At 69.8% G+C, this 9,381-nt stretch carries 9 protein-coding genes and 1 pseudogene; 4 read left to right on the forward strand and 6 right to left on the reverse strand.

The window, feature by feature from the left end; translation table 11 throughout:
- The first annotated feature begins 276 nt into the window (after nt 1-276).
- Nucleotides 277-546 (forward strand): hypothetical protein, encoded by a 270-nt coding sequence (locus D7X74_RS35220; protein WP_120537378.1) that lies wholly within the window; start codon nt 277-279, stop codon nt 544-546.
- Between the two features lie 157 nt (nt 547-703).
- Here D7X74_RS35220 and D7X74_RS35225 read toward each other — a convergent pair whose 3' ends face one another.
- Both D7X74_RS35225 and ggt read right to left on the reverse strand, forming a co-directional pair.
- Nucleotides 704-1,486: a TatD family hydrolase gene (locus D7X74_RS35225; RefSeq protein ID WP_120537379.1), complete on the reverse strand. Its 783-nt coding sequence runs from the start codon at nt 1,484-1,486 to the stop codon at nt 704-706.
- Nucleotides 1,487-1,506: 20 nt separating this feature from the next.
- Nucleotides 1,507-3,249: a gamma-glutamyltransferase gene (gene ggt, locus D7X74_RS35230; RefSeq protein WP_370450840.1), complete on the reverse strand. Its 1,743-nt coding sequence runs from the start codon at nt 3,247-3,249 to the stop codon at nt 1,507-1,509.
- 403 nt (nt 3,250-3,652) lie between these two features.
- Between ggt and glmU the strand changes: the two genes are divergently transcribed.
- Entirely contained in the window at nt 3,653-5,053 is a 1,401-nt protein-coding gene (gene glmU / locus D7X74_RS35235) for a bifunctional UDP-N-acetylglucosamine diphosphorylase/glucosamine-1-phosphate N-acetyltransferase GlmU (RefSeq protein ID WP_120537380.1), read from the forward strand.
- 103 nt (nt 5,054-5,156) lie between these two features.
- On the forward strand, nt 5,157-6,992 hold the full coding sequence (glmS, locus tag D7X74_RS35240; protein ID WP_120537381.1) for a glutamine--fructose-6-phosphate transaminase (isomerizing): 1,836 nt from the start codon (nt 5,157-5,159) through the stop codon (nt 6,990-6,992).
- An 84-nt stretch (nt 6,993-7,076) separates the two neighbouring features.
- Here glmS and D7X74_RS35245 read toward each other — a convergent pair whose 3' ends face one another.
- Genes D7X74_RS35245 through D7X74_RS35260 form a run of 4 tightly spaced genes read right to left on the reverse strand, consistent with a single transcriptional unit; the run spans nt 7,077 to nt 8,930 of the window.
- Nucleotides 7,077-7,352 carry a hypothetical protein gene (locus D7X74_RS35245; protein ID WP_120537382.1) on the reverse strand — a complete coding sequence of 92 codons (276 nt, stop codon included), beginning with the start codon at nt 7,350-7,352 and terminating at the stop codon, nt 7,077-7,079.
- Complete coding sequence (locus D7X74_RS35250; protein ID WP_120537383.1) at nt 7,349-7,852, reverse strand: DUF3106 domain-containing protein; 504 nt, start codon at nt 7,850-7,852, stop codon at nt 7,349-7,351. The genes D7X74_RS35245 and D7X74_RS35250 overlap by 4 nt, the downstream gene beginning before the upstream one ends.
- Nucleotides 7,852-8,331, reverse strand: a complete 480-nt coding sequence (locus D7X74_RS35255; RefSeq protein WP_120537384.1) for an anti-sigma factor — start codon at nt 8,329-8,331, stop codon at nt 7,852-7,854. Before D7X74_RS35255 ends, D7X74_RS35250 begins: the two co-directional genes overlap by 1 nt.
- Nucleotides 8,328-8,930: an RNA polymerase sigma factor gene (locus D7X74_RS35260; RefSeq protein ID WP_120537385.1), complete on the reverse strand. Its 603-nt coding sequence runs from the start codon at nt 8,928-8,930 to the stop codon at nt 8,328-8,330. Before D7X74_RS35260 ends, D7X74_RS35255 begins: the two co-directional genes overlap by 4 nt.
- Before the next feature lie 90 nt (nt 8,931-9,020).
- Here D7X74_RS35260 and D7X74_RS35265 point away from each other — a divergent pair.
- Nucleotides 9,021-9,381: pseudogene (locus D7X74_RS35265) on the forward strand (hypothetical protein); the annotation flags it as partial.

A 9,381-nucleotide genomic window follows, 5' to 3' on the forward strand; every position in this document is an offset into this window, starting at 1 on the left:
ACCCCGGATTCCCCGGTGGCCCCCCGCGCCGCGCCATCCCCCGGAGTGTTGACAGCGCAACGCATCATCGCCCCCGGGGCGGGGTTAACCGCGTTGACAGTCACCAACTTTACACTTTGCGCCGGCCCGGCCCGACAGGGACCCCTGCATCCCCTGTTGAGTGCTGCCAACCCTCTGGAATCACGACGGGTTTACGAATTTTCAAGCAGGGGGATGACAGCGCGCGAATTCGACTTTAGATTGCGTCCGTCGGATTTCCCACGTGAGGAGCTGCGCATGGCTTACGACGGCGAGCTTGTGAAGATGCAGAACGGTCGCTGGGCGCGGTTCCAGCGGTGCCAGGTGTACCGGCCGGGCGTCACGGACGCCGGTGAGACGATGCTGCTGATCGCGGTGGAGCTGGAGGAGCGCTACCAGCAGCTGCTCGACGACGCGGCGGATTCCCTCGCGGAGTACCGCTCCCAGGGCGTCCAGGTGCGGCTGGCGCCGGACGCGCAGGGCCTCTCCCTGCAGCCCGAAGCGTCCGTCTCCGTCTCGGTGAACTAGGCCCCACGGCACCCTTGCGGTGCCCGTCTGGCCGCATGCGCTGTAAATCCCGGGCCTCGCGCTTTCACCGCGCGGGGCCCGTTGCATTTACAAGCCCTGGAGGCCCGGCGCCTTTTCAGGGGGCTGCGCGCGACCGCACCGGGCGCGCTTGGCGCACTCAGTCGTGGATCTGGAAGAAGGTCGCCGCGTTGTCGCGGGTGACGCGACGCACGAGCCGCTCGGACAGCTTCGCCTTGCCCAGCAGGTTCGCGGTGCGCGCGAGGCCCAGGATGTCCCCCGCGCCGTCGCCCGCGTCCGAGTCCAGCACCAGCCGCTCGCTGCCCAGCCGCCGCACCAGGGCCACCGCCCGGTCCGCCTGAAGGGCCTCCGGGTGCAGCGTCAGCCCCGCCCAGTGGCCCACCTCCAGGATGGTGCGCACGGTGCGCGCGTTGGCGTGATCCACCAGCGCGCGCGACGGGGCGAGTCCGGACTGGCGCAGGAGCGTGAGGATGCGCCGCGTGTGGCGCTCCTTGTCCTTCAGGGGCGTGTGCACCACCACGCGCAGCTTGAGCTGGCGGGCCAGGGCCAGCTGTTCAAGAAACGCCTCTTCCTCCTCCTCGCCGCCCAGGTGCAGCCCCGTCTCACCCAGGGCCACCACGCGGCCGCCTTCAAAATACTCCGGCAGGTGGCTCAGGACCTCCGACAGGCCCCGGCGCGGGATGCAGCGCGGGTGCACGCCCAGGGCGGCCCAGGCGCGGATGCCCAGCCGCTCCAGCCGGGGGAGCTGACGTTCGACCAGGTGGTCGAAGTGCTGGCGCAGCCCCTTGGCCGTGGCCTCCGGGAAGTGATGCGCCACCACCAGGGCCCGCTCCACGCCGAAGAAGCGCATGGACTCCAGGTCCTGGTCGGTGAGGGCCTCCGGGTGGAGGTGCGCATCGAAGAGCGGCAGCGGCTCGGGCACGGGCTCGGTTCTCCCTTTCGTCAGTCCTGGCCCAGCCCGGCGCCTTCGTTGCGCGGGTCGCTGGACGAGAAGCGCAGGTTCGTGCGCGGATCGCTGTAGACGGCCTCCGCGTCACCCCAACCGTCCATGCGGCGGATCTTATGTCCGCGGGCCTCCAGGGTGGCCAGCGTCGCGGGCTCCAGGCCCCACTTGTCCACCCACAATTCGTCCGGGAGGTACTGGTGGTGCAGCCGGCCGGCGCCCACCGCGCGCGCCACGTCCATGCCGTGGTCCACCACGTTGCTGATGGCCTGGATGACGGTGGTGGGGATGGTGGAGCCGCCGGGGCTGCCCACCGCCAGCATCACCCGCTTCGGGTCCTCCTTCGCGAACACCAGCGTGGGCGACATGGAGGACAGGGGCACCTTGCCGGGCTGGATGGCGTTGGGCTCGCCCGTGACGAGGCCATACGCGTTGGGCACGCCCGGCTGCGCGGCGAAGTCATCCATCTCATCGTTGAGGAGCACGCCGGTGCCCTTGCCCACGAGGCACGAGCCGAAGCTGTAGTTGACCGTCGTCGTCATGGCCACCGCGTTGCCATCCTTGTCGATGACGGAGATGTGCGTGGTGTTCTTCTTCTCCGGCTCCGGCGTGAGGGGCCCCGCGTCGCGGCGCAGCGTGGAGGCCGGGCCACCCGTCACCGGCGCCAGCAGGGACGCGCTCGCGGTGGCCTTCTTCGGATCGATGCTGCCCGCCAGGTCCGCGATGTGCCCGGGCGAGGCCAGTCGCTCCAGGGGCACCTGCACGAAGGCCGGGTCGCCCAGGTACTTCGCGCGGTCCACGTACGCGCGGCGCACCGCCTCCACGTACAGGTGCAGCGCGTCCGGCTCGCGGTACGGCACGCCCTGGGGACGCAACTGCTGGAGCATGCCCAGCACCTGCACGACGGCCAGACCCCCGGCGCTCGGCGGAGGCATGGTGAGGATGCGGTGGCCCCGGTAGGTGGTCTCCAGCGGCGTGGCCTTGCGCGTCGTGTACGCCGTCAGGTCCTCCTGGGTGAGCACGCCGCCCGCGTCCTTCACCGACTTCACCAGCGCCTGCGCCACCGGGCCTGAATAGAACGCCTTCGCGCCGCCCTTCGCGATGAGGCCCAGCGTGCGCGCCAGGTCCGGCTGTTTGATCAGGTGCCCCACGGGGGGCACGTCCGGCGTGCCCTGCGCGTTCTTCACCAGGAAGATGCTCGCGGCCTCCGGGTCCTGGCGCAGGCACTCCGCCCGGCCCGTCGCCATCTGCTGGTACTTGGGCGTCACCCAGAAGCCCTGCTTCGCCAACTGGATGGCCGGGGCCAGCACCACCGCGGGCTTGAGCTTGCCGTGCGTGGCGAGCAGCTCCAGGTAGCCCGCCACCGCGCCCGGCACCGCCACGCTCAGGGCGCCGTCCGTGGACAGCCCCGGCACCAGCGCGCCGTCCTTCAGGTACATGTCGCGGGACGCGGCCTTCGGGGCCACCTCGCGGAAGTCCAGCACCCGCGTGTCGCCCGACTTCGCGTCGTGCACCAGCGCGAACCCACCGCCACCCACCCCGGAGTGGTAGGGACCCACCACCGCCGCCACGAACGCCGCCGCCACGGCCGCGTCCACCGCGTTGCCGCCCTTCTCCAGCATCTTCAGCGCGGCCTCGCTGGCGGGGGGGTACGCGGTGGCCACAGCACCTCCCCGGTAGGGCCGCGCCGCGAAGGCCGACACCGCCGCCAGTAGCACTGCGAGTCCCACCGCGCGGGCCAGCCCCGGCCCAGCGGCTCCAATGTGTGTATTTCCCACCTGGGCGCCTTTCCTTGTGATTTCCGGCCGTTCCCTAATGCACCATGCCTCGCGCCGGGACCAGGGTTTCAACAGGACAACATTTTTTTCCTTGGATTGTGAAATGAGTCGAGGCACTCTTAGGCCATGTGTAGCGACTGGTGGCGTCCATGAGTCCTCCAAACCCCAGTGAAGGTCCGGCGCCGGTGCCGGCCTGTGCGCCGGTGCGGCTGACGACGTTCCTGAAGCCGCGCTACGGCATCACGATCCAGCGCAACACCTTGTGTGTGGCAGTCAGCGTCCGGCCTTCCGCGGAAGGTCCCCGGCCTGTTTTGACGCCCGCACGCGGTTGACGAGTTGATCGGCGGTCCCTAATTCTCCGCCGCATATGACAGCTCTGGCAGCGGTGGTCCTGTGCGCGGGGAAGGGCACGCGGATGAAGTCGGAGAAGGCGAAGGTCCTTCACCCCATCCTCGGTCGTCCCATCTGCGCCTATCCCTTGAAGCGGGCCCTGGAACTGGGCGCCACGTCCGTGGTGCCGGTGGTGGGCCATCAGGCCGCCGAGGTGGAGAAGTCCATCCGCTCCCTCTTCCCGGACGCGCCCCTGCGCTTCGCGCTCCAGAAGGAGCAGCGCGGCACGGCGGACGCGGTGAAGGCCGCCCAGGACGCGCTGAAGGGCCACGAAGGCCGCGTGCTCATCCTCTACGGAGACGTGCCGCTCTTGCGCAAGGAGACGCTCCAGGCGCTCCTGTCCGCGCATGACGCCGCGGGCGGGGTGCTGGCCATGGTGTCCACCACCCTGGAGGACCCCACGGGCTACGGCCGGGTGATCCGCGAGGGCGGCAAGGTCTCACGCATCGTGGAGCACAAGGACTGCACCCCGGAGCAGCGCGCGGTGAAGGAGTGCAACGCGGGCATCTACTCCGTGGAGGCGTCTTTCCTGTGGAAGGCGCTCGCGGAGATCAAACCCGTCAACGCGCAGGGCGAGTACTACCTCACCGACCTCGTGGAGATGGCCGCTCGCCAAGGCCCCGTGGGCGCGGTGGACGCGGACGCCACGGAGACCGCGGGCGTGAACGACAAGGTGGAGCTGGCGGCCAGAGCCCGCGTGCTCCAGCAGCGCATCAACGAAGCCCACATGCGCGCGGGCGTGTCCATCCAGGACCCGGCCACCGCGTACATCGAAGAGGGCATCACCATTGGCACCGACACGGAAGTAGGCCCCAGCGTCACGCTCGCGGCCGGCACCGTCGTCGGCAAGAACGTCATCATCGGCCAGGGCAGCGTGCTGACGGCCTCCCACGTGGCGGACGGCACGCACATCAAGCCCTACTCGGTGCTGGAGGAGGCGCGGGTGGGCGACCGGTGCATCATTGGCCCGTTCTCCCGGCTGCGTCCCGGAACCGAGTTGGCAGAGGACGTGCATCTGGGGAACTTCGTGGAGACGAAGAAGGCCCGCATTGGCAAGGGCAGCAAGGCCAACCACCTGACTTACCTGGGCGACGCCAACATCGGCGCGGGCTGCAACATCGGCGCGGGCACCATCACCTGTAACTATGACGGGGTGAACAAGCACCTGACGGAGCTGGGCGACGGGGTCTTCATCGGCTCCGACTCGCAGCTCGTGGCGCCGGTGAAGGTGGGAGATGGCGGGTATGTCGGCGCGGGCACCACGGTGACGAAGAATGTGCCTCCGGGGAGCCTCGCTGTGTCCCGTGCGCCACAGGTGGTGAAGGAGGGTTGGGTGGCGGCCAAGAAGGCGCGGCAGACGAAGGTGAAGGCAGGCTGAGTTCAGACGCCTGCCTGGTGGTCGGACGGTGGGGCGTGGTTGGGCGTGTCAGGGTTTCCCGTGGTTTGCTCAGGCGGGCGCGGGTCGAGAAAGAGGCAGGAACATGTGCGGGATTGTTGGCTACGTCGGTGACAAGGAATCTGCTCCCATCCTGGTGTCGGGTCTGAAGAAGCTCGAGTACCGGGGCTATGACTCCGCGGGCGTCGCGGTGGTGAGTGGCAACCAGCTCAACGTGGTGCGCGCCACGGGCAAGCTGCGCAACCTGGAGAACCGGGTGGTGCAGGACCTGCCCAAGGGCACCACGGGCATCGGCCACACGCGCTGGGCGACCCACGGTCGTCCCTCCGACGAGAACGCGCACCCGCACACGTACAAGAACGTGGCGGTGGTGCACAACGGCATCATCGAGAACCACCTGGCGCTGAAGGTGGAGCTGCGCGCGCGCGGCCACGTCTTCGCGTCGGAGACGGACTCGGAAGTGTTCGCCCACCTCATCTCCGAGGAGGTCGAGCGCGGCGTGGACCTGCCGGACGCGGTGCGCGCGGCCATCCAGCAGGTGAAGGGCACCTACGGCCTGGTCGTGGTCTGCTCCAAGGACCCGGGCCGCATCGTGTGCACCAAGGACGCGTCGCCCATGGTGCTGGGCCTGGGCGAGGGCCAGAACTTCGTGGCCAGCGACGTGCCCGCGCTGCTCGAGCACACGCGCGACTTCGTCTACATGGAGGAGGGTGACCTGGCCGTCATCACCGCCGCCAAGGTGGACATCTACAACCGCTCCGGGCAGCTGGTGAACCGCCCCACGCGCCGCATCGACTGGACGCCGATGATGGCGGAGAAGGGCGGCTACAAGCACTTCATGCACAAGGAGATCTGGGAGCAGCCCCGCGCCATCGCGGACACGCTGCGCGGCCGGATGCTCCTGTCCGAAGGCGACGTCCACTTCGACACGTGGAACCTCAGCCTTGAACAGGTGAAGTCCTTCACCAAGGTCACCATCCTGGCGTGCGGCACGTCGTGGCATTCCGGCGTGGCCGGCAAGCACATGATTGAGTCGCTGGCGCGGCTGCCGGTGGAAGTGGAGCTGGCCAGCGAGTTCCGCTACCGCGACCCCATCGTGGAGAAGTCGCACCTGGTCATCGCCATCAGCCAGTCGGGTGAGACGGCGGACACGCTGGGCGCGTTCAAGGAGGCCAAGCGGCTGGGCGCCCACACGCTGGCCATCTGCAATGTCATTGGCAGCGCGATGACGCGCGAGTCGGACCTGCACATCCTCACCAACGCCGGCCCGGAGATTGGCGTCGCGTCCACCAAGGCGTTCACCACGCAGCTGGTGACGCTGTACCTGCTGGCGGTGAAGCTGGGCCGCATGCGCGGCACGCTGTCGGTGGAAGGCGCGCAGGAGCACCTGACGCAGCTGACCCAGGTGCCGAAGATGATCGAGGACGTGCTCAAGTGCGAGCCGCAGGTGAAGCGCGTCGCGCGTGAGTTCATGAACGCGCAGGACTTCCTGTTCCTCGGCCGCGGCCCCATGCACCCGGTGGCGCTGGAGGGCGCGCTCAAGCTGAAGGAGATCTCGTACATCCACGCGGAGGGCTACGCGGGCGGTGAGATGAAGCACGGCCCCATCGCGCTCATCGACGAGAAGATGCCCGTCGTGGTCCTCGCGCCGAAGCACCCGCATGTCGCGTACGAGAAGATCATCGGCAACATCGAGGAGGTCCGCGCTCGCGGCGGCAAGGTCATCGCCGTCATCGACGAGGACGACACGCAGGCGGACACGCTGGCCGACCACGTCATCCGCATCCCCGCCGCCTCGTCGCTGCTCGCGCCGGTGGTGGCCACCATCCCGCTGCAGCTGCTCGCCTACCACGTGGCGGAGATGCGCGGGAATGACGTGGACCAGCCCCGCAACCTGGCCAAGAGCGTGACGGTCGAATAGCGACACGGCGCTCCAACGCCTGACGCAACGAAAGAGCCCGGGTTCCCTTCCACAGGGGCCCGGGCTTCTTCGTTGGCTTGTGGCTCAGGGGTCTTCGGACAGCTCCAGCAGCACTTCCAGGTCCGTTGCCGCGTCCAGCGACTCCAGCAGCTCCAGGTTCTCCACCACCTCGCGGTCCTCGTCGGTGAGCGGAGGCTCCTGGCGGCGGACGTCGGTGGGGACGGGGCGCGCCTCCGGGTGGACGGGTTCGACGGGAGCGGGGCGCTCCTTCGCTTCCGTGGGAAGGGGGGCCTGCTGGGCTGCGGCGGGAAGGCCGCCCGCGAGCGCGAACAGCAGCACCCAATGGGAGACGGCGTTCACTTGCGCCGCCTTTCGCGCAGCCGCTCGCGCGCCTCCTGACGCTGCTCGGCGGACATCTGCCGCCAGCGGCGCATGTTCTCCATCATCTGCTCGCGGCGCTCGGGGTGCTCCTTGAGGTAGGCGCGCATCCGCTGGCGCAGCTCCGCGCGGCGCTCCGTGGACAGGCCCTTCAGGTCGCGCACCTGCTCGCGCACCGCCTTGCGCTCCTGGGGCGTCAGGCGCTGGAAGTCGCGCAGGTTGTTGCGCAGCCGCTCGCGCTCCTCGGGAGGAAGCTGCCGCCAGCGCTGGAGGTTCTCGCGCACGCGCGCCTGCTCCTGGGGCGGCATCGCCTTGAACTCGCGCAGCTTCGCGCGCAGCGCCTCCTTCTGTTCCGGGGGGAGCTTCTCGAAGCGCTCGGCCGCGGTGGGCGTGGGGGCGTTCGCCGCGCGCGCGGACGTCACTGGCAGCAGCGCCAGCGCCATTCCCACGGCCAGGGCCGCCAGGGTCGTTCTTCCCATCATCACGGCATCCCCAGTTCGTGGAGGTTCTCGATGACCTCCAGGTCGTCGGAGCTGTCGAGTCCCAGCACTTCGTAGTCCTCGACCAGCTCCAGGTTCGTCGCCACTTCCAGCGCGCCCGCGTCCAGCTCTTCCAGGGCCGCCGGATCCACGTTGGCGCGTCCCGCGACGAGCAGCGCCAGCACCGCCGTCGCGGCCACGCCCGCGGACGGCACCAGCACGCCCGGCCGCAAGAGCGACGAAAGCCGCTCCCGCCACGTGGGCGGCAGCGCGTCCAGCCGCGCCAGCACTTCACGGCGCGCGGACGGGGACGGGGTGAAGTCCGGCAGCTCCGCCATCCGCGCCACGGTGACGCGCAACAGCCGCTCCGTCTGCTGACACTGCGCGCAGGTGCCCAGGTGGGCCTCCATCCGGGCGCGGTGCGGGGGCGGCAGCTCCCCGTCCACATAGGCCGTCAGGTCTTCTTCGTAGGTGCAGCTCATGCCCGACTCCTCGCGGGCACGGTGCCCGCCTGCAACGCTTCAAGCCTGCGTGCCACCGCCAGGGTGGCCCGGTGGATGAGACTCTTCACGGCGGCCTCGCTCGCCTCCAGCGCTTCGGCGATGTCCCGGTACGCCATGCCCTCGAAGCGGCACATGGTGAAGGCCGCGCGCTCGCGGTCGCTCAAATCGCCCAGGGCCAGGCCCACCGCCGCCTCCAACTCCCGGCCACTCAACGCCTGGTCGGGCCGGTCTCCCTCGGGCCCTGGCATCTCCAGCGCTCCCGCGTCTTCCGCGTCCGGGGCCTCTGTCGCGAGGCGCGCCACGCGGTACTCCCCGCGCCGCATCTCGTTGAGGCAGTGGTTGGTGGCCACCCGGAAGAGGAACGTCTTGAACTTCGCCGTCGGCTTGTAGGCGCGCGCGTGGCGGTAGAGCTTCACGAAGATGTCCTGCGTGAGCTCCTCCGCGCGCGCCGGGTCCCCCACGAAGCGGAACGCGAAGCGCGCCACGCTCGCGTGGTGCCGGTCGAAGAGCCAGGCGAAGGCCTGCTTGTCGCCCGCCGCCACCTTCAGCATCGCCTGCGTGTCCGGGTCCGAATCCATCCGTCAGGCATCAACCCCGTTGCCCGGTGGAAGTTGCGGGCACCTCCCACTTTGAACCCCGAGGGGCGCCCCGGTTACAGTTTCGCCACCGTGACCGATGCTTCCCGCCCACGTCCGCGCACATCCGACTCCCCCTTCGAGGGCGAGGAAGGTGCCCCGACGGACCTGGCGGCCTGGGAGCCTCCGGCGCAGTCCGGCACGCCCACCCCGCCCTCGGACTCCCCGCTGCCCATGCTCCTCTTGGCGCAGCAGGCCCGGCGGGCCTCGGGGGAGGAGCGGCTGCGGCTGGCGGCGGACTTGAACGGGCTCCTGTCGGACGTGGTCGCGGAGGGCGGGGGACGCGTGGAGGCGGACGCCTTCCACCGGCTGCTGGAGGGCGGCACCCTGGAGGGGTTGGTGGACGCGGACGGGCGCTCCTGCCGCGCCGCGACGGTGGAGTCGCTGCTGGCGC

The sequence above is a fragment of the Corallococcus sp. CA047B genome, from assembly GCF_003612065.1.
In the GTDB taxonomy this organism is placed as follows: Bacteria; Myxococcota; Myxococcia; order Myxococcales; family Myxococcaceae; genus Corallococcus; species Corallococcus praedator.

What these genes read in the sequence shown, in the direction of transcription:
- glmU (WP_120537380.1), top strand. Translation starts at nt 3,653, where the DNA reads ATGACAGCTCTGGCAGCGGTGGTCCTGTGCGCGGGGAAGGGCACGCGG.
- D7X74_RS35260 (WP_120537385.1), bottom strand. Translation starts at nt 8,930, where the DNA reads ATGGATTCGGACCCGGACACGCAGGCGATGCTGAAGGTGGCGGCGGGC.
- D7X74_RS35250 (WP_120537383.1), bottom strand. Translation starts at nt 7,852, where the DNA reads ATGATGGGAAGAACGACCCTGGCGGCCCTGGCCGTGGGAATGGCGCTG.
- glmS (WP_120537381.1), top strand. Translation starts at nt 5,157, where the DNA reads ATGTGCGGGATTGTTGGCTACGTCGGTGACAAGGAATCTGCTCCCATC.
- D7X74_RS35255 (WP_120537384.1), bottom strand. Translation starts at nt 8,331, where the DNA reads ATGAGCTGCACCTACGAAGAAGACCTGACGGCCTATGTGGACGGGGAG.
- D7X74_RS35220 (WP_120537378.1), top strand. Translation starts at nt 277, where the DNA reads ATGGCTTACGACGGCGAGCTTGTGAAGATGCAGAACGGTCGCTGGGCG.